This is a genomic window from Sphingopyxis jiangsuensis, assembly GCF_016734905.1.
GTDB lineage: Bacteria > Pseudomonadota > Alphaproteobacteria > Sphingomonadales > Sphingomonadaceae > Sphingopyxis > Sphingopyxis jiangsuensis.
On record NZ_JAERPO010000002.1, the window covers coordinates 1,254,007 to 1,273,116 of the forward strand.

Genomic DNA, 19,110 nt, shown 5'->3' on the forward strand with positions numbered 1-19,110 from the left:
AAGCTTTTGGACCGATTCGCCCCCCTTTGCCAACCCCTGCCGCCCGAAAATTGCGCCAGGCCATTTGGCGCCGACATTTTTCCGCTACGGATGCGCGGCGGTCGCGTCGGGTTCGGCGCGAGCAGCATCGTCGAGCAGCGCGATCCGCGCCTCGTGGTCGGCGCGCGAAATCGGGAAACGCCGCATCACGAGCAGCCCGGTGACACCGATCAGCAGGGTCGCGAGCATATAGCCGAGCGCCAGATTATCGAGCACAGCGTCGCCGACTTCGCCCGGCCGCGCCGCCGCCGGAAAACCGGCGAGCGAGAGGATCAACCCCGCGACCCCGATGCCGATCCCCGTCGCGCATTTCTGCATGAAGAAATATCCGGCAAAGAACAGCCCTTCGGAGCGTCGCCCGGTCTCGCTCTGCGACGCCTCGACGACATCGGCCATCATCGACGACGACAGGATCATCAGGATGATCGAAAATGTGTTCCCGAAAAAGACAAAGGCGAACATCGCGGCGATGCTCGGCTTGCCGGGCAGGCCGGGAAAGATGCCTTGGATATAGGAGAGGTAAAGGCCGCTGTTCAGCGTCAGCGCTATCGCACCCGCAAGGATCGCCGCGTCGCGCTTGCCCAGCCGCGCCGCGAGAGGCGCGACGAGCAGGAAGGCTGCGATCATCGTCCCGAACAGCAGCAGCACATAAGCGACGAGTTCGCCCTGATCGAGCTGCCAGAAGAAGCCGAGCAGATAGTTGGTCAGCGAAAAGGTCACGCCCTGATTGACGAAGCCGAACAGCGCCGCGAACACCAGCCACAGAAAGGCGCGGTTCGACAAGGTCGCGCGCATGTCGCGGACAATGTGCGACAGGCTGGCCTTCGGCACGACCTGATCGCGGTTCGACACCGCGATACGCTTGTGCTGGCCGAGCGCCGACAGCACCACCGCACCAAGCATGATCAGCGCGCCGGTGAGCGCATAAGGGAAATAGCCCGCCGGATCGACGAGCCCCTTCTCGCCGCCGAAAAAGACGCCGTAGGCAAGGATGAGGATGACCAGCCCGCCGCCCCATCCGAACAGGAAGCGATAGCGCATCACCAGCGTGCGCTCGTCATAATCGGCGGTGAGTTCGGGGACGATCGCGACCGACGGCACCTCGCACATCGACACGAGCGTGCGCACGACGATCGCCAGCGCGATGAGCCAGGCGACGGTTGCCGCGTCGCTCATTTCGGGCGGGCTCCACAGCAGCATCCACGCGATGGCGAGCGGCAGCGGTGCGGCATAGAGCCACGGCAGGCGCCGGCCCCAGCGGCTGCGCGTCCGGTCGGTGAGTTCGCCGATGACGGGATCGACAAAGGCGTCGAAAATCAGTGCGACCATGATCGCCGCGCCGACAAGGCTCGCGTCGAGCCCGATCACCTGATTGTAGAACAGCAGGAGGAAGGTCGAAAAGCCATTCTCCTTGACGCCATAGGCAAGGCTGCCGAGCCCGTGCATCACCTTCAGCCGCACCGGCAGGCGCTCGGCAACGGGGACGCGCGGCGCGGCGGCGTTCACGCGGGCGCCCCGGCCTTCGCCGCTTCCTCCATCGCGATCAGCGCGTCGAACATGCCCGGCGTTTCCTTGTCCCACGCATGGCGCTGGCCGATCGTCAGCCCGCCGTCGACGAGCATGTGCGTACCGGTCATGAAGGAGGATTCCTCGCTCGCTAGATAGGCGACGGCGTTGGCGATATCGTCGGGCTGGCCGCCGCGCGCGACCGGCTGCGCGTTCGCGCTCATCTCGGCGATCACCGCATCGGCCTGGTCCTTCATCGCGCCGGGTACGTCGAGCGATGCAGTAAAGATATTGGTGTTGATGAAGCCGGGGCAGATCGCGTTCACGCGGATACCATATTGAGCAAGATCGGTCGCGGCGACCTTGGTCAGGTGGAGTACGCCCGCTTTTGCCACTGCATAGGCGGTCGGCGAATAGCCGGCGCCGAGCGCCGCAACGCTCGCCGTGTTGATGATTGCTGCGCCCTTGCGCCCCTTCATGTGCGGGCTCGCATAGCGGATGCCCATCGCAACCGACTTGAGCACGAGGTTCATCGTCGCATCCCAGCCCTCGGGCGTGATTTCGTCGATCGGCGCGCGGTCGCCGCCCGCGGCGGCATTGTTGAAGACGATGTCGATCCCGCCCACCTTCGCCGCGGCGGCGTTCATCAGCGCCTCGATGTCCGAGGGGACCATGACGTCGCAGCGGACGAACTCGATCTTGCCGTTCGACGTTTCGGCGAGCGCGCGGCCACCCGCTTCGTCGATGTCGGCGGCGAAGACATGCGCGCCTTCGCCCGCGAGCTTCAGCACCGCGGCCTTGCCGATACCCGATGCCGCGCCGGTGACGACGGCGACCTTGCCTGCGAATCGCATGGACCTGCTCTCCCGTTTTCTTTTGCCACCTAGCTTAGGGGCGAAGCGGGGCGCGTCAACGCCCCGCGAATTGACGTTACGGCGCCGTAACGGCCGCGACTCGGGCCAAGTTGACGCTTGCGTAAAGTGGCGGTGACGCCTTAGTCTGGCGAAAGGAAGAGGAGCCTTTGCGATGAGCAATCTTGACGCTTTCCGCGCCGAAGTGCGCGCCTGGCTGGAAGCCAATTGCCCCCCCGAAATGCGCGAACCGGTTCGCGACGAGGATGACATCTGCTGGGGCGGACGCAAGTTCGAGTTCAAGAACGCGGCGCAAAAGCAGTGGCTCGAGCGCTGCGTCGAAAAGGGCTATACCGTCCCCGACTGGCCGACGGCCTATGGCGGCGCGGGGCTCACCCCCGAACAGACGAAGGTCTTCAAACAGGAAATGGCGCGGATCAAGGCGCGTCCGCCGCTGCAAAGCTTCGGCATCTGGATGCTCGGCCCCGCGCTCCTCAAATTCGGCACCGAGGAACAGAAGGTCCATTATCTGGGCCAGATTGCGCGCGGCGAAATCCGCTGGTGCCAAGGCTATTCGGAGCCCGGCGCGGGGAGCGACCTCGTCTCCCTGCAGACCTTTGGCGAAGAAGTTACCGATCCAGTGGGGGGCGACCATTGGGTCGTCAACGGCTCGAAGATCTGGACGAGCTATGCCGACAAGGCCGACTGGATCTTCTGCCTCGTCCGCACCGACAAGACGAACAAATATCAGGGCATCACCTTCATGCTTTTCGACATGGAAAGCGAAGGCGTGTCGACCAAGCCGATCCTGCTGATTTCGGGCAACAGCCCGTTCTGCGAAACTTTCTTCGACGATGTGAAGGTGCCAAAGGACCAGTTCGTCGGCGAGGTCAATCGCGGCTGGGACGTCGCCAAATATCTGCTCGGCCACGAGCGCGAGATGATCTCGGGCGGCGGCGCGGGCGGCGACATGATCAGCGTCGGCGCGCTGTTCGCCAAATCGCTCGGGCTTAACGCCAATGGCGAACTCGACGACCCGATCCTGCGCGCCGAAATGGCGGCGTTCGACACCGACGTCTTTGCCTATCGCGCGATGGGCGAGCGCTTCATGGACATGTGGAAAACCGGCCGCGCGCATCCCGCCAGTTCGAACATGATGAAATATGTGGGGACCGAGCTCAACAAGCGCCGTCACGAACTCGTCATGGCAGGCGGCGGCGCCGACGCGCTCGAATGGGACAGCGACGAAAGCAAGGGCGGCGCGCGTGCGCGGTCCTGGCTGCGCACCAAGGCCAATTCGATCGAAGGCGGGACGAGCGAGGTCATGCTCAACGTCATCGCCAAGCGTATCCTCGACCTGCCGGGGGCGTAGAAGGAATCAAGCCCTCTCCTTCAGGGGAGGGGCTTAGGAGACAAGACATGCCGCTCTATCACAATGACGACCAGGCGATGCTCAAGGACAGCGTTGCGCCTTTCGTGGCCGAACAGGCACCGGTGTCGCACCTTCGCAAGCTCCGCGACAGTTCCGACGCCACCGGCTTCTCGCGCGACCTCTGGGCGCAGTTCACCGAAATGGGCCTGCCGGGCATGCTCGTTCCCGAGGAGCATGGCGGCCTCGGCATGGGGCATTTGGAGGCGGGTATCGTGCTCGAGGAAATCGGCCGCAACCTCACCCCCTCGCCCTTCCTTTCGACCAGCGTCGGCGCAGTCGCCGCGCTCGCCAAGGCAGGCGGCACGCAGGCGGGCCGCTGGCTTCCCGCGATTGCGGGCGGCGAGGCGATCGTTGCGCTCGCGATCGACGAGGGCGCCAAGCACCGCCCCGACCGCATCGCGACGACCGCGACGCGCAGCGGCAACGGCTTCCGCCTCAACGGCAAGAAGAGCTTCGTCCTCCACGGCCATGTTGCCGACATGAGCATCGTCGCGGCGAAGACCGACGGCGGCATCACGCTGTTCGCGGTGCCCAAGGATGCCAAGGGCATGACCGCCGATCCGCGCCGCCTCGTCGACTCCAGCCTCGCGAGCCACGTCACCCTCGACGGCGTCGAAGTTGATGCCGACGCGGTCATCGGCGAGGTCGATGCGGGCGGCGACATCCTCGACGCCTTGCTCGCCGCGACGCGCACCGGCGCCGCCGCCGAAATGGTGGGCGTCGGGCAGGGCGCGATGGACATGACCGTCACCTACCTCAAGGAGCGCAAGCAGTTCGGCAAGCTGATCGGCGAGTTCCAGGGCCTCCAGCACCGCGCCGCGCATCTTTATGGCGAGATGGAAGTCGCGCGCGCGACCGTCATGAAGGCGCAGCAACTGCTCGACGAGGGCAGCGAGGGCGCAAGGCTGATGGTCTCGGTCGCCAAGGCCAAGGCCGGTCGCGCCGCGAACCTTGCCGTCCGCGAGGGCGTCCAGATGCACGGCGGCATCGGCATGACCGACGAATATGACATCGGCCTCTATATGAAGCGCGACCGCGCGCTCGCCGAATATATGGGCGACGTGCATTATCACATCGACCAGGTCGCACGGATGAACGGCTACTGAGCGATCGAAAGCCCCTCCCCTTCAGGGGAGGGCAGCGAGACTTGGCAGCTTGCTGCCTAGTCACAGCGGGTGGGGGGCCAGAGGCCTTGCACCACGCCGCGACTCTCACCCCAACCCCTCCCCTCAAGGGGAGGGGCTTCAAAGGAGCCCAGCTTATGAACCTCCAGGACATGTTCGGCCTCGACGGCCGCATCGCTCTCGTCACCGGCGGCTCGCGCGGCATCGGCAAGATGATCGTCGAGGGCTATCTCGCCGCAGGCTGCGCGCGCGTTTACATCTCGGCGCGCAAGAGCGCGCAGATCGAGGAAGCCGTCGCCGACTTCGAAACGCGCTATCCGGGCAAGGTCGTCGGCCTCCCTGTCGACCTCTCGACCGTCGAAGGCTGTCGCGCGCTCGCCAAGGAGCTGGAGGCGCGCGAGCAAAGGCTCGACATCCTCGTCAACAATGCCGGCGCAGCATGGGGCGAGCCGTTCGAGGGCTTTCCCGAGGCGGGCTGGGACAAGGTGATGGACATCAATGTCAAATCGCCCTTCTTCCTGACGCAGGCGCTCCACGGATTGCTCAAGGCGGGCGGTACCCACGATCGTCCGGCAAAGGTCATCAACATCGGCTCGATCGACGGCATGCGCCTCAATCCGTGGGAGACGTACAGCTATCATGCGTCGAAGGCGGCGATCCTCTATTTGACCAAGCGCATGGCGGCGCGGCTCGTGCAGGATCATATCCTCGTCACCGCCATCGCCCCCGGCGCCTTCCAGTCGGACATGAACAAGGCCGCGCGCGACCATGGCGATGCGGTCGCGAAAGCGATCCCGACGAAGCGCATCGGTGTGCCCGAGGACATGGCCGGCGCGGCCATCTTCCTCGCGTCAAAGGCGGGCGATTACGTCGTTGGCGACACGATCACCGTCGACGGCGGACTCGTGCATGGCGATGTGCGGACGAGCATAGACGCCTGAGGCGATCACGTCATTGCGAGCGAAGCGAAGCAATCTCCAGCTAACCGATTGTTGCGCTGCCCGCTGTAGATTGCTTCACCCGGCGTTGCCGGGTTCGCAATGACGGTGTGCGGCGCAATTGACTCCCTCGCTCCTTGGTGTATTATTTAACTAACTCACCAAGGAGACCCGCCATGCGCTTCGCTTATCTGATTGTCCCGACGCTCCTCCTCGCCGCGTGCGGGCAGGAGGAGAAATCCGAAGCAAAGGGCGACATCCCCGACGTCTCTATCAACGCGGGTGGCGATGGCGGCAATGTCGAGATCACCTCGGGCAAGGACGGCGGCAAGGTTCGCATCGGCGGCGACAAGGTTGCGATCAACATCGATATACCCGATTTCGTCGACCTCGATGTCGAGGGCGATTTCGATATCGACGGCGTTTCGCTCTACCCCGACAGCAAGGTGACCAAGGTCGACGTCAACGCCCGCGACCGGAAGGACGGTGCAAAGGCGACGGTGACGCTCGGCTTCACCTCGCCGGCGACGCCTGCGGTCGCGGCCGACTGGATGGCCGCCGAATTCGCCAAAAAGGGCAAGACCGTGACGCGCAGCGGCAACAGCCTGTCGGGCACCGACGAGGATGGCGACGCCTTCACCATCGACTTCCGCCCCGACGGCGCGGCGTCAAAGGGCGAGGTGCGGATCATCTCGAAATAGCCGGAGCGCCCACACACCTTCGCCGGGATGACGGAAGAGGAATTCTCTACCCGCTGTTCCGCAGCGCCGTCGCGATCGCGTTGATCGTCAGCTGGATGCCCTCGGCGATGCGCGGGTCGGTTTCGCCCGCGCGGTGACGCTTCATCAGCTCGATCTGCAAAAGGTTGAGCGGTTCGATATAGGGAAGTCGTAGCCGGATCGACGCTTCGAGCGCCGGGTTCTTTTCGAGCAGCCGCGACTGGCCGGTGATCTTGAGCAGCCCGTCGTGCGCGCGGTGCCAGCCGTCGCGGATGCGCGCGAAGATCGCATCATGTCCGTCGACCTCGCCCGCGAGCTCGGCATAGCGCGCCGCGATACCCATGTCGGACTTGGCGAGCACCATCTCCATGTTTCCGAGCAGCGCGGCAAAGAAGGGCGAGCTTTGCGCCATGTCGGCAAGCAGCGCCTGATCGTCGAACGCCGCGAACGCCTCGCCCGTGCCGTACCAGCCGGGCAGCATCGTGCGCGCCTGCGCCCAGCTGAACACCCAGGGGATAGCGCGCAGATCCTCGATTGCCGTGCTCTTCTTGCGGCTCGACGGGCGCGATCCGATCTTGAGCGTCGCGATCTCGGCGATCGGCGTCATCGCGCGGAAGAAATCCTTGAACGCCGGGGTGCCATAGACAAGGTCGCGATAGGCGGCGAAGGCTGTGTCCGACAAAGCGTCCATCGCGGCCGTAAAGGTCTCGCTCGCATCGCCGCCAAGACTCTCGGGCTCGAGGCTCGCGAGCAGGCTCGCCGACACCATCGCCTCCAGGTTCGTCGCGGCGCTGTCGACGGTGCCATATTTGGCGGCGATGACCTCGCCCTGTTCGGTGATGCGGATGCGTCCCTGCACCGTGCCCGCGGGCTGCGCGCGGATCGCGGCAAAGGCGCTGCCGCCGCCGCGCCCGACCGCGCCGCCGCGGCCGTGGAACAGCTGCATCGCGGTGTCGGCTTCCTCGAACACCGGGGTCAGCGCCTGCGACGCCTGATGCAGCCCCCAGGTCGAGGTGAAATAGCCGCCGTCCTTGTTCGAATCGGAATAGCCGATCATCACTTCCTGATGACCGCGCACCCCGACCTGCGGGCCGACCTCGGGCATCGCGAAATAGCGGCGCATGATGTCGGGCGCGCGGCTCAAATCGTCGATCGTCTCGAACAAGGGCACGACCATCAGGTTGCCCGCGCCGGCGTCGGTGCCGCTCCGCCACAGCCCGCCTTCGCGTGCGAGGACATGCACCTCGAGCAGGTCGGACAGGTCCTGCGCCATCGAGATGATCCACTGGCAGATCGCATCCTGGCCCAGCCGCGCGCGCACTTCGGCGGCGGCGTGGACGATCGCGAGTTCGCCCGCGGTCTCCTCGCTCCATTCGTGCCATTGCGCGGCGAGCGGCCGGTCGCTCTGCAGCTCGGCGGTGAGCAGCGCGACGCGCGCCGCTTCGTCCAGCGCCAGATAATCGTCGCACACCCCCGCGACCTTGAGCAGTTCGGCGAGCACGCGTTCGTGGACCGCGCTGTTCTGCCGCATGTCGAGCGTCGCGAGGTGGAAGCCGAAGACCTCGACCGCACGGATAAGCCTCCCGAGTGCGCCGATGCCGCCGAGCTGGCCTTCGCCGCTCGCCGTCAGGCCGTTCGCGATGGTGACGAGGTCGCGGCGGAAATCGCCCGGCGCGGCATAGGCATCGCCCGCGAGCGCCGACGGCCGCGGCGGCGCCTTGCCGACGATCGCGGAATAGGTCGCGCACAGCCGCGCGTAGATGCCCGAAATCGCACGCCGATAGGGCTCGTCGCTGCGGCTCGGCGCAGTGTCGCCGCTCGCTTCGGCGAGCGCGATCACCGCGTCGGGGACGGGCGCGAGGCTCGCCGATACCGACAGCTCGGCGCCGAGCGCGTGGACCGCGTCGATATAATGGCCGATCACCGCCGCGGCATTGCGGCTCGTCGCGAGCTTCAGTGTCTCGGCGGTGACAAAGGGATTGCCGTCGCGGTCGCCGCCGATCCAGCTTCCGACGCGCAGGAAGCTCGCGGGGCGCTGCCCCAGCTCCTTTTCCCAGCGCGCGTAAAGCTTCGGCACGACCGGCAGGAAGACGTCGCGCAAATAGGTCAGCGCATTGTCGATCTCGTCGGCGACGAACAATTTTTCGGTGCGCAGCGGGCGCGTCTGCCACAACAGCACGACCTGCCGCCGGATCGCATCCTCGATCACATCGCCTTCGGGCGTCTCGTCGGCGCCTGCGTCGCGCATCCGCATCAGCTCGGCAATGCGGTTCTTGTGGTCGAGCATCGACTTGCGGCGCACCTCGGTCGGATGCGCGGTGAGCACCGGCGCGATCAACCCGGCGCCGAGCAGCGCGGCGACCGCTTCGCTGTCGATCCCGTCGGCCTTCAGCTTGTCGAGCGCGGCGGCGACGGTCGCCTCGGGCTCGGCAGCGACGCCCTGCCGGTCCTCGGCAAGATTGGCGAGCATCGAAAAAAGCATGAAGCCGCGGACGAAAGCGATGGTGTCGTCGAGGCTGAGTGCATCGAGCCCCGGGTCGATCGCCTCGGCCCCCGCGATGCCGCGATGCCGGTCGACGCTCGACGAACGGATATATTCGGTCTGACGGAACAGCTTGTCGCCGCCATAGGCGCGAATGACGTCGCCGAGGATTCGCCCGAGATAACGAATGTCGGGATTCTGCGAAATCTGGATAGGTGGGCCCATAATGCGTCTTTGCTGCACCTGCGAAGGCACAGGGTCAAGCGGCGCATAGCTATGCGCGCAGCTTTTGTGCGCGCCTGGCGGCTTGCTCACGGCCTCGATTATGCGCCGGCATCGCGCCTTGGTCCATTATATCGCGCGGCCTGCTACCCCTCCAGTTCGACATCCCAATAGAGCCAGTCGATCCAGCTTTCGTGGAGGTAACCCGGCGGAAAGGCGCGGCCATTGTCCTGCAGCTGCCAGCTCGTCGGGCGCCACGGCTGGCGATAGATCGGCATATGCGCCTGCGCCGGGGTGCGCCCGCCTTTCTTGAGGTTGCACGGCGCGCAGGCGGTGGTGACATTTTCCCACGTCGTACGGCCGCCCAGCCGGCGCGGAACGACATGGTCGAAGGTCAGGTCCCTGCCCGACCCGCAATATTGGCACGCGAAACGGTCGCGCAGGAACAGGTTGAAGCGCGTGAACGCCGGATGCTGCGACGGCTTCACATACTGGCGCAGCGCGATCACGCTGGGGATCGGCATCGTGCGCGTCGGCGAATGGATTTCGCGCTCGTAATTTTCGACGATGGTGACGCGGTCGAGGAAAACCGCCTTGACCGCCGTCTGCCACGGCCACAGGCTCAAGGGATAATAGCTGAGCGGCGTATAGTCGGCGTTGAGAACGAGGGCCGGACAGGAATCGGGATGCCGGGCGAGATCGGGATGGAACATGGCTTTTGGACGCTGCCCCCTATGCTGCGCGGGATGGCGCGCCACTGCCGTTCCCGAGTGACAGCATCATTACATGACGTATCTGACTCGCGCGTCAAGGGGGCATCTGCCTCAACATATGGAATGATTGTGGCGTTGATGCCACAGTATCTGGAGTCGGGCGGCGACTCATGCTGACGCGTTTCGCGCCCAGCCCGACCGGTGAGCTGCATTTGGGCCACGCCTATAGCGCGCTGCTCGCGCATGATGCGGCGCGCCGTGCGGGCGGGATTTTCCGCCTCCGCATCGACGACATCGACGGCGCGCGCTCGCGCGAGGAATATGTCGAGGCGGGGCTGCGCGACCTCGCCTGGCTCGGGATCGACTGGGACGGCGCGCCGCTGCGCCAATCGGCGCAGCTCGGCGATTATGCCGCGGCGCTCGACGATTTGCGCGCGCGCGGGCTCGTTTACCCCTGTTTCTGCACGCGCGCCGACATCGCCGCGAGCGTCGCGGCGCCGCACGGCCCCGCCGGGGCCGTCTATCCCGGCACCTGCCGGATGCTCGGCGCGCACGCGCGCGAATTGCGCCTCGCCGACGAGCCGCATTGCTGGCGGCTCGACATGGCGCATGCCGCAGCGGTCGCGGGCGACCTTGCTTGGGAAGAGGAGGGGCAGGGGATGCGCCGCGCCGATCCGTGCGCGCACGGCGATATCGTCCTCGCGCGCAAGGACGCGCCCGCAAGCTATCACCTCGCGAGCACGCTCGACGATGCCGCAATGGGCGTCACGCATGTCGTCCGCGGTGCCGACCTTGTCGCCTCGACCGACGTCCACCGGCTGCTCCAGGCGCTGTTCGGGCTTCCGACGCCTGTCTATCGTCACCATGGCTTGATCATCGGTCCCGACGGCAAAAGGCTCGCCAAGCGCGACGCGGCGGCATCGCTCGCATCGCTGCGCGACGGCGGCGCCGACGGCATCGCGCTCGCCGCCGATATTCTCGCCGCACGGCTTCCCACTGGATATTCGCTGCAAATGCCCTAGATAGGGGGCATGCAAATCCTGCTCGTCCTCGCGGTCGTTGTCGCGGCCGGCCTCGTCCTCTTCGCGCTCGCGCGCGGACTCTTCCATTTCGCACAGGGGCATCGCGCCGCGATGGACGGCACCGTCCACGAAAATCAGGTCGCGCAAAATCGCATGATGATGGCGCGCGTCAAATGGCAGGCGATCACGATCATCCTGCTCGTCATCATCGGCGTTACTGCCGCGAGCAGCTGAGCCAAGCGACCGCGTGGTCAAGCTCAACAAGATATACACGCGCACCGGCGACGACGGGACGACCGGGCTCGCCGACGGGTCGCGCATCGCCAAATCGGCGGCGTTGATGGCGGCAATCGGCGACGTCGACGAAGCGAACAGCCTGATCGGCCTTGCCGCCGCCGCGCTGGCGTTCGACGGCGGGCATCACGCGATGCTGGTGCGTATCCAGAACGAGATGTTCGACCTCGGCGCCGACCTCGCGACGCCGCCCGATCCCGCGCTGGGCTTCGGGGCGCACGACATGGCGCTGCGGATCGTCGACAGCCAGATCGCGCGGCTCGAAGAGGAGATCGACGCGATGAACGGCGCGCTCGAACCGCTCAAAAGCTTTATCCTGCCAGGCGGAAGCGAGGCTGCGGCGCGGCTGCATGTCGCGCGCGCGGCCGCCCGGCGTGCCGAACGCGCCGCGGTCGCCGCTGCCGAAAGTCGCACGCTCAACCCGGCTGCGCTCACCTATCTCAACCGCCTGTCCGACCATCTTTTCGTGATGGCGCGGCACGTCAACGCCGCAGGAAGCGGCGACATTTTGTGGAAGCCCGGCGCGACGCGCTAAATGTTCTTTGTTTGTTCTAGACATCGGAATGCCGTGTAACCATAGTCGGGCCGCGTAACGAAACCGAATCGCTCCTCGGGGGATTATTCGACCATGGCCAGCAAGACCGATGCAAAGTCCCGAACAGCGCTCGAAGACGGGGCGTTGGCGCGGCGGCTTGCCACGACGCGGCGGCTGTCGCTCGATCTTGTGGCGCCCTTGTCCGACGCCGATGCGAGCGCGCAGTCGATGGACGACGCCTCGCCCGCCAAATGGCACCTCGCGCACACGACATGGTTTTTCGAAACCTTTGTCCTTCGCGATCATGTCGCGGGCTATCGCCTCTTCGACGAGCGCTTTCCCTATCTCTTCAACAGCTATTATGAGGCCGAGGGGCCGCGCCACGCGCGCCCGCACCGCGGGCTTTTGACGCGCCCGTCGCTCGACGCGGTGCGCGAATGGCGCGCGCATGTCGATGCGGCGCTGGGCCGCGCGCTTCCGGGCCTGTCACCCGCGGCGCTCGCGCTCGTCGAGCTCGGTATCCACCACGAACAGCAGCATCAGGAATTGCTGCTCACCGACATCAAGCATCTCTTCGCGCAAAATCCGCTCGGTCCGGCGGTGTGGGAAACGCCGATCGCGTGTGAAGTTGCGCAGTTTTCCGCCATGGAATGGATCGAGGGCGCGGCAGGCGTCATCTCCCTCGGCCATGGCGGCGACGGCTTTGCCTTCGACTGCGAAGGCCCGCGCCACGAGGTGCTTCTGACGCCGCACGCGCTCGCGAGCCGCCCCGTGACCAACGGCGAGTGGCAGCAGTTCATCGACGACGGCGGCTATGAAACGCCGTCGCTCTGGCTCAGCGACGGCTGGGCGTGGGTGCAGTCCGAAGCGGTCGATGCCCCCGCCTATTGGCGCGACGGCCAATATTTCACGCTGTCGGGCTGGCGCGACATCGATCCCGCGGCGCCGGCGACGCATATCAGCTTTTTCGAGGCCGATGCCTTCGCAAGCTGGGCGGGCGCGCGGCTGCCGACCGAATTTGAATGGGAAGCCGCGGCGGCGGCACTCGACCCGCTGGGCGGTGACCAACTCGACGATGCCGCGCCAGTGCAGCCGGCTGCTGCTGTCGGCGACACCGGGCTGCAACAAATGTTCGGCAGCGTGTGGGAATGGACGGGCAGCGCCTATCGCCCCTTTCCGGGCTTTCGCGCCGCGCCGGGCGCGGTCGGCGAATATAATGGCAAGTTCATGAGCGGCCAGTTCGTGCTCCGCGGCGGCAGCTGCGCGACACCGCGCGGCCATATGCGCGCGACCTATCGCAACTTCTTCTACCCTCACCAGCGCTGGCAGTTCACCGGCCTGCGGCTCGCAAAGGATCTGTGACATGGGCGTCGTGCGCAATCTCCGCCAGGTATCGGCCGACGATGCAGGGGTCGACGTCGCCTTTCGCGCCGACGTGCATGCGGGCCTGTCGCAACGGCCAAAGGCGATCCCCGCGCGCTGGTTCTACGACACCACCGGCTCGGCGCTGTTCGAGGATATCACCGCGCTTCCCGAATATTATCCGACGCGCAGCGAGGCCGAATTGCTGCGCCGCCACGCGGCCGAACTTGCCGAGGCGATCGGTGCGGGGCGCGCCGTCGTCGAACTCGGCTCGGGCAGCTCGACCAAGACGCCGCTGCTGCTCGAAGCCATTGCGCCCTCGGCCTATGTTCCCGTCGACATTTCGGGCGATTTCCTGCGCGACAGCGCGGCCGGGCTTGCGTCCCGCTTCCCCGGTCTCCCCGTCTATGCGGTCGAGGCCGATTTCACCCAGCGCGTCGAACTGCCGCGCGAGATTTGTCCGCTGCCCAAGCTCGGCTTCTTTCCCGGCAGCACGATCGGCAATATGGTCGCGCGCACCGCGGTCGACCTGCTGCGCAACTGGCGCGCTACGCTCGGCGACGGCGCGCTGATGCTGATCGGGGTCGACCGCATCAAGGATGTCGCATTGCTCGAACGCGCCTACGACGACCCGGCCGGTGTCACCGCGGCGTTCAACCTCAATCTGCTCGAACGCATCAACCGCGAGCTGGGCGGCGACATCCCGGTCGAGAATTTCTCGCACCGCGCGGTTTGGAATGACGTCCATGCGCGGATCGAAATGCACCTTGTCGCCGATTGCGACGTCGAATTCGGCGTCGACGGGCGCCGCTATGCGATGGTGAAGGACGAAACGATTCACAGTGAGAACAGCCACAAATACGGTCCGCGCGACGCCAGCCTGCTGCTCCGCGCGGGCGGCTGGACGCCGCTTGCGAGCTGGGACGATGTCGATCCCGCCTTCGCGCTGATCCTTGCCGAGGCGACCGAGTTCCGTTCGGCCCCTTGACGAGGGCGAGCGATCACCTAGGGCAGCCTTTCGTTTCGTCATCGCGGCCTGCGCCGGGATGACGTGGATGGGCATATATTTCCGGAGGGCAAAATGATCGTCGGCGTCATCGGTGCGGGGCAAATGGGCGCGGGGATTGCGCAGGTATCGGCGGGCGCCGGACATGATGTGCTGCTCTCCGACATCGACCTTGCGCGCGCCGAAGCGGGCAAGGCGGGGATCGCCAAGGCGCTGGACCGCCTCGTCGCAAAGGAAAAAATGACCGGGGCGGCCGCCGAGGCGCTGCTCGCGCGCATCACGCCGGTGGCCGACCATGCCGCCTTTGCCCCTGCCGACCTCGTCATCGAGGCGGCGACCGAGCGCGAGGAAGTCAAGCGCGCGATCTTTGCGAGTGTCGGGCAGCATCTGTCGGACAGCGCGATCCTCGCCTCGAACACCAGCTCGATTCCCATCACCCGCCTCGCGCAGGCAGCGCCCGATGCGGCGCGCTTCATCGGGGTGCATTTCTTCAACCCCGTCCCGGTGATGGGGCTCATCGAGCTGATCCGCGGCCTCGCGACGAGCGACGAAACGCTCGCCGCGGTCGAGGCGTTCGGGCGGGGGCTCGGCAAGGAGATCGTCCATGCGAACGACGCGCCGGGCTTCATCGTCAACCGCGTGCTGATGCCGATGATCAACGAAGCGGTATTCGCGCTGGGTGAAGGCGTCGCAACGATGCAGGATATCGACACCGGCTGCCGCCTCGGCCTCAATCACCCGATGGGGCCGCTGACGCTTGCCGATTTCATCGGGCTCGACACCTGCCTCGAAATCATCCGGGTGCTGCACAGCGGCACCGGCGACCCCAAATTCCGCCCCGCGCCGCTGCTCGTCCAATATGTCGAGGCGGGCTGGGTCGGCCGAAAGGCCGGGCGCGGCTTTTACGACTGGACCGGCGAGGCGCCCGTTCCGACGCGGTAACGCGCCACCCTTGTATCGCGGACTGTGAGGCGTAAGATCATATCTCCAGCCACGGAGACCGGCCATGCGCATCTTGATTGCCTTCAGCGGTTGCATCGCAGCGATTGCGCTGGCCCTTCCGGCCGCCGCGCAACAGGGCGCACCCGAAGACCCGGTTATCAAGGACACCGCCAATTCGGTGACCGAGCCCTTCGACGGCAAGGAGGTGCCGCCCAAGCTGCTCGCCATTCAGGACGATCCCTATTCGCTCGACGGGCTGGCGCGTTGTTCGGCGATCATTCGCGAGATCGAGGAACTCGACGCCGTCCTCGGTCCTGACGTCAACGCCCAGGTCGAAAAAAGCCGCGCGAAAAAGCGCGAGCAAACGGCGGGCCGTGTCGCGGGCACGGTGGCGGGTTCGTTCATTCCCTTCGGCGGCCTGATTGGCGAGATCACCGGTGCCAATGCCGAGCGCAAGCGCTATGCCGTCGCAGTCTATGCCGGGACGGTTCGGCGCGGTTTCCTGAAAGGGGTGGGGCTCGAACGCCGGTGCAAGGCGCCCGCTCGCCCCTAGTGTCCTGACCCTGGGGCCCGACCCTAGACAAGCCCCAGCATCAATCCCGCGAGCGCAGCCGACATCAGGTTCGACATGCTGCCCGCCAGCAGCGCCTTCAGCCCCAGCTTCGCGATCATCGGCCGCTGGTTCGGTGCGAGGCCCCCGGTCACGGCCATCTGGATCGCGATCGAGCTGAAGTTGGCGAAGCCGCACAGCGCGAAGGTCGCGATAGCAATTCCCGCGGGCGAAAGTCCCTGCTGGACCTGCCCCAGGTCGATGAAGGCGACAAATTCGTTGAGCACCACCTTGGTCCCGAAAAGCCCGCCGACAATTGCGCTTTCTTCCCACGGCACGCCCATCAGCCACATGACGGGGCGGAAGATCGCGCCGATCACGGCCTGGAACGACAGGTCTGGATAGCCGAACCAACTGCCGACCCCCGCGAGCAAACCGTTGGCGAGCGCGACGAGCGCGACGAAGGCGAGCACCATCGCGCCGACCGCCACCGCCAGCTTGACGCCGGTCTGCGCGCCTTGCGCCGCGGCCATGATGATGTTCGCGGGCTTTTCCTCGTCATGGCTTGCCTCGGGCATGATCACGGGTTCGACGCCGAGGTCCTTGGGATCGTCGGGCATCATGATCTTGGCCATCAGGATGCCGCCCGGCGCCGACATGAAACTCGCGGCGAGCAGATAGGGCAGCAGGTGCGCGCCGATCATGCTGGCATAGGCGCCCAGGATCGTCCCCGCGACCCCCGCCATGCCGACGCTCATGATCGTGAAAAGCTGCGAGGGCGTGAGGCCGGCGAGATAGGGGCGGATGACGAGCGGGCTTTCGGACTGGCCGACAAAGATATTCGCCGCCGCGCCCAGGCTTTCGACCTTGGTGATCCCCGTAATCTTCTGGATCGCGCCGCCGACCCATTTGATCACCAGCTGCATGATGCCGAGATAATAGAGGATAGAGATGAGCGAGGCGAAGAAGATGATCACGGGGAGCGCCGCGATCGCAAAGCTGTTCGCGCCCATTTCGGGCGAAGCGAGCGGCCCGAAGATGAAATCGGTGCCCGCCTTGGCATAGCCGAGCAGGTTGGTTACGCCGTTCGACATCGCCTGGATGACATTGCGCCCCCATGGCGTTCCGAGGACAAGCAGCGCGAATCCGGCTTGTAACAGAAAGGCGGGAACGACGACGCGCAGGCGGATCCAGCGCCGGTTCGACGAAAAAGCCACGGCGATCGCGAGCAATGCGACGATGCCGAGCAAACCGATCAGGCGTTCCATATTTTCGTGCGTCCCCCGCAAAGATAATGCGCCTGTCTAAACGTGTTTGGCGACGGAGCAAGAGGGCTAGGCAAGACAAGTATTCTATGGAAAGTCGGCGCTTTGGGGGTGCCATGCTGCGTTTGTTGATTGCGCTGTCGTTATTGGCTGGTCCGGCCTTGGCGTTGGCTCATGATGCCGAAAATGATTCCACTGCGACCGCGACACCGGCGGCGCGGTCCGATGCCGGTCCATTACCGGTCGCTGCGTTCGCGCGACTGCCCTTTGTCGAAAAGGCTACGCTTTCGCCGGACGGCACGCATTTGGCGGGGTTGTTCGCTGTCGGGGGCGAGCAGCGCATCGTCATCGTTCCGCTCTCCGACGACATCAGCAAGAATGTGACGGTCCAGGTCCCCGACCAGACCGAGATCGGCTGGCTGCAATGGGTCGGCAACGACGACATCATCCTGTCGACCTATGCGTTGCGTCCCGTCGAGGGGGAGAATTGGTATATTTCGCGGCTCGTCGGCCTTGGCCGCAAGACCGGGAAACTGACGAAGCTCCTTTGGGAGCTGAACGGACAGAATGGCGCCGACGTGCTTTGGGTGCCGTCGGACGGCAGCACGGAGATTCTGGCTGCCGGCCAGAACTCGGTTTATAGCAATACACCCGATTTCTGGCCGACCGTCTATCGCGTCGACGTCGCGACGGGCAAGAAGCGCGTCGTCGAGCGCGGGCGCTCGAGCGTGGTCGACTGGGGCGCGGACAATTTCGGCAATGTCCGTTACGGGATCAATTATCACGACGATTCGACCAAGACGGCGCTGCTTTACCGCGCGGGCGGCGAAGGCGGGTTCAAGGCGATCGAGCGCGCCCGGCTTCGCGATGACGAGGGGTTGACGATCCCTTATTTCTTTGGCCCGCGCAGCGATCGCGGCCATGTCATCAGAGAGGCGGAAAATGGCCGCGCGGCGCTGATCGAGGTCGATCTGGCGACGGGTGCCGATATCCGGACTGTCTATGCTGCGGCCGACGCCAATGTCGAAGGCGTGGTCTTGTCGCCCGACAGGATGAGGCTGCTTGGCGTTCGTACCAGCGACCGCGACCGGCCGACGCACTGGATCGACGAGGAGATGGCGAGCCATCAGGTGTGGTTAGAGGCGGCTTCGCCCGCGTCGAAGGTGCGGATTATCAGCTACAGCTTCGACCTCAAGAAAATGCTCGTGCATTTCGGAACAGCCGACAATCCGGGGCTGCTGTTTCTGTACGACGCCGCGGCAAGACAATTGACGCCGCTTGCCGAAGTCAATGAAGCGATCGGGACCAAGCGCCTGTCGCGGTCGAAAATGATACGTTACCGGGCACGCGACGGGCTGGAAATCGAGGCGGTATTGACGCTTCCCCGCCGCCGCGAGGCAGCGGACCTGCCGTTCATCGTCATGCCGCACGGTGGCCCGTGGGCCCATGACGAACTCGCTTATGATTATTGGGTGCAGTTCCTTGCCGAGCGTGGCTATGGCGTCCTGCAGCCCAATTTTCGTGGTTCGACCGGCTACGGTAAGGCTTTTGAGCTGGCGGGGCAGGGGCAGATGGGCTTTGCGATGCAGGACGACATCAGCGACGGGGTGCGCTGGGCCGTCAAGGAAGGGCTCGCGGACGCCAGGCGCGTGTGCATCGTCGGCGCATCCTATGGCGGCTATGCGGCGATGTGGGGAATCGCCAAGGATCCCGACCAGTATCGCTGCGCCATCTCGATCGCCGGGGTCGCCAATCTGCGGCGCGAGGTCAATGATTTCGGCGGACATATGCGCGAACGCCTCTATCGCAGCCAGTGGCAGAAGATGACGCCCGATTTTGCCGCGGTGTCGCCGATCAACGCCATCGACCGGATCAAGACGCCGCTTCTGCTCGTTCACGGCAAGAAAGACGTCACCGTCGACCATATCCAGTCGGAAAAAATGTACGCTGCGATGCGCCGGCAAGGCAAAGCTGTCGAGTTCGTGTCCATCCCGCTCGCGGACCATTATTTTTCGCGCGAGGCCGACCGGTCGACGCTGCTTGCCGCGATCGAAAGCTTCCTGGCGCGGCACAACCCGCCCGATTGACCCCGCATCTTTCCAGCGCTC

17 protein-coding genes are annotated in these 19,110 nt (G+C 65.4%); 12 read left to right on the top strand and 5 right to left on the bottom strand.

Annotated elements, in window-relative coordinates; translation table 11 throughout:
* Window positions 1-84 precede the first annotated feature (84 nt).
* Together JI743_RS12740 and JI743_RS12745 are read right to left on the bottom strand one after the other, a co-directional pair.
* The gene (locus JI743_RS12740) at window positions 85-1,545 is read right to left on the bottom strand and encodes an MFS transporter (RefSeq protein WP_201928662.1); all 1,461 of its coding nucleotides are present in this window, start codon (window positions 1,543-1,545) and stop codon (window positions 85-87) included.
* Window positions 1,542-2,399, bottom strand: a complete 858-nt coding sequence (locus JI743_RS12745; protein WP_201928663.1) for an SDR family NAD(P)-dependent oxidoreductase — start codon at window positions 2,397-2,399, stop codon at window positions 1,542-1,544. Before JI743_RS12745 ends, JI743_RS12740 begins: the two co-directional genes overlap by 4 nt.
* A gap of 172 nt (window positions 2,400-2,571) precedes the next feature.
* Here JI743_RS12745 and JI743_RS12750 point away from each other — a divergent pair, with 172 nt between their 5' ends.
* The 4 genes from JI743_RS12750 (at window position 2,572) to JI743_RS12765 (ending at window position 6,591) form a co-directional block, all read left to right on the top strand.
* Window positions 2,572-3,768: an acyl-CoA dehydrogenase family protein gene (locus JI743_RS12750; protein WP_201928664.1), complete on the top strand. Its 1,197-nt coding sequence runs from the start codon at window positions 2,572-2,574 to the stop codon at window positions 3,766-3,768.
* Between the two features lie 47 nt (window positions 3,769-3,815).
* Window positions 3,816-4,934 carry an acyl-CoA dehydrogenase family protein gene (locus JI743_RS12755; protein WP_201928665.1) on the top strand — a complete coding sequence of 373 codons (1,119 nt, stop codon included), beginning with the start codon at window positions 3,816-3,818 and terminating at the stop codon, window positions 4,932-4,934.
* 155 nt (window positions 4,935-5,089) lie between these two features.
* Entirely contained in the window at window positions 5,090-5,893 is an 804-nt protein-coding gene (locus tag JI743_RS12760; protein WP_201928666.1) for an SDR family oxidoreductase, read from the top strand.
* Between the two features lie 173 nt (window positions 5,894-6,066).
* Window positions 6,067-6,591 (top strand): hypothetical protein, encoded by a 525-nt coding sequence (locus JI743_RS12765; protein ID WP_201928667.1) that lies wholly within the window; start codon window positions 6,067-6,069, stop codon window positions 6,589-6,591.
* A 46-nt stretch (window positions 6,592-6,637) separates the two neighbouring features.
* Here JI743_RS12765 and ppc read toward each other — a convergent pair whose 3' ends face one another.
* The gene (gene ppc / locus JI743_RS12770) at window positions 6,638-9,316 is read right to left on the bottom strand and encodes a phosphoenolpyruvate carboxylase (protein ID WP_201928668.1); all 2,679 of its coding nucleotides are present in this window, start codon (window positions 9,314-9,316) and stop codon (window positions 6,638-6,640) included.
* 143 nt (window positions 9,317-9,459) lie between these two features.
* Window positions 9,460-10,026, bottom strand: coding sequence for an HNH endonuclease (locus JI743_RS12775; protein WP_201928669.1), 567 nt, complete (start codon window positions 10,024-10,026; stop codon window positions 9,460-9,462).
* Window positions 10,027-10,196: 170 nt separating this feature from the next.
* Here JI743_RS12775 and gluQRS point away from each other — a divergent pair, with 170 nt between their 5' ends.
* From gluQRS to JI743_RS12810, 7 genes are all read left to right on the top strand, one after another.
* Entirely contained in the window at window positions 10,197-11,048 is an 852-nt protein-coding gene (gene gluQRS, locus JI743_RS12780; RefSeq protein WP_201928670.1) for a tRNA glutamyl-Q(34) synthetase GluQRS, read from the top strand.
* A gap of 9 nt (window positions 11,049-11,057) precedes the next feature.
* Window positions 11,058-11,282 (top strand): HIG1 domain-containing protein, encoded by a 225-nt coding sequence (locus JI743_RS12785; RefSeq protein WP_201928671.1) that lies wholly within the window; start codon window positions 11,058-11,060, stop codon window positions 11,280-11,282.
* Window positions 11,283-11,295: 13 nt separating this feature from the next.
* Window positions 11,296-11,877, top strand: a complete 582-nt coding sequence (locus JI743_RS12790) for a cob(I)yrinic acid a,c-diamide adenosyltransferase (protein WP_201928672.1) — start codon at window positions 11,296-11,298, stop codon at window positions 11,875-11,877.
* A gap of 93 nt (window positions 11,878-11,970) precedes the next feature.
* Window positions 11,971-13,239 carry an ergothioneine biosynthesis protein EgtB gene (egtB, locus tag JI743_RS12795; RefSeq protein WP_201928673.1) on the top strand — a complete coding sequence of 423 codons (1,269 nt, stop codon included), beginning with the start codon at window positions 11,971-11,973 and terminating at the stop codon, window positions 13,237-13,239.
* 1 nt (window position 13,240) lies between these two features.
* Window positions 13,241-14,227 carry an L-histidine N(alpha)-methyltransferase gene (egtD, locus tag JI743_RS12800; protein ID WP_201928674.1) on the top strand — a complete coding sequence of 329 codons (987 nt, stop codon included), beginning with the start codon at window positions 13,241-13,243 and terminating at the stop codon, window positions 14,225-14,227.
* Window positions 14,228-14,320: 93 nt separating this feature from the next.
* Entirely contained in the window at window positions 14,321-15,187 is an 867-nt protein-coding gene (locus JI743_RS12805; RefSeq protein ID WP_201928675.1) for a 3-hydroxyacyl-CoA dehydrogenase NAD-binding domain-containing protein, read from the top strand.
* 64 nt (window positions 15,188-15,251) lie between these two features.
* The gene (locus JI743_RS12810) at window positions 15,252-15,740 is read left to right on the top strand and encodes a hypothetical protein (RefSeq protein WP_201928676.1); all 489 of its coding nucleotides are present in this window, start codon (window positions 15,252-15,254) and stop codon (window positions 15,738-15,740) included.
* A 23-nt stretch (window positions 15,741-15,763) separates the two neighbouring features.
* On the opposite strand, the gene JI743_RS12815 is transcribed toward JI743_RS12810, so the two are convergent.
* Window positions 15,764-17,005, bottom strand: a complete 1,242-nt coding sequence (locus JI743_RS12815; RefSeq protein ID WP_201928677.1) for a NupC/NupG family nucleoside CNT transporter — start codon at window positions 17,003-17,005, stop codon at window positions 15,764-15,766.
* 164 nt (window positions 17,006-17,169) lie between these two features.
* Between JI743_RS12815 and JI743_RS12820 the strand changes: the two genes are divergently transcribed.
* On the top strand, window positions 17,170-19,089 hold the full coding sequence (locus tag JI743_RS12820; protein WP_201928678.1) for an alpha/beta hydrolase family protein: 1,920 nt from the start codon (window positions 17,170-17,172) through the stop codon (window positions 19,087-19,089).
* Window positions 19,090-19,110: the final 21 nt, after the last annotated feature.